The sequence below is a fragment of the Pseudomonadota bacterium genome (assembly GCA_026388255.1).
GTDB lineage: Bacteria > Desulfobacterota > Syntrophorhabdia > Syntrophorhabdales > Syntrophorhabdaceae > JAPLKB01.
On the sequence record JAPLKC010000135.1, the window covers coordinates 8,849 to 9,202 of the forward strand.

Below are 354 nucleotides of genomic sequence, written 5' to 3' on the forward strand. Positions count from 1 at the left end.
ACCTGCCTTTCTCTGCGTACTCTGTGAACTCTGCGAGAGACAATGCCTTTGATTCTTTTTCCTCTCGCCCACTCCCTTGCGGTCGTTCGAGTACGCAGAGAGCGCAGAGTTGAAACAATTTATCCTTACCCTGATATGAGGATACCCATATCAGGGTAAACTCACAGCACCTGTCGGTGCGTAATTGTTAACTATCCGTGTAATACCGTTTTTCAGCATTATTTCATTAAAGTTGATCAGCAGGCCCACAGGTTTTTCCATCAATCTAAGATAGGTAAGAAGTTGTTTCTTATGAACAGGTTTTACTTCTTCTACTGATTTAAGTTCTATAACAACCGTGTTTTCGATAAGAAG

Annotated in this window: 1 protein-coding gene; it reads right to left on the reverse strand. The window is 41.8% G+C overall.

What is annotated here, in order from left to right; translation table 11 throughout:
* Nucleotides 1-150 precede the first annotated feature (150 nt).
* Nucleotides 151-354: GxxExxY protein (locus NT178_18760; protein MCX5814560.1), on the reverse strand; the 204-nt coding region annotated here is incomplete at its 5' end.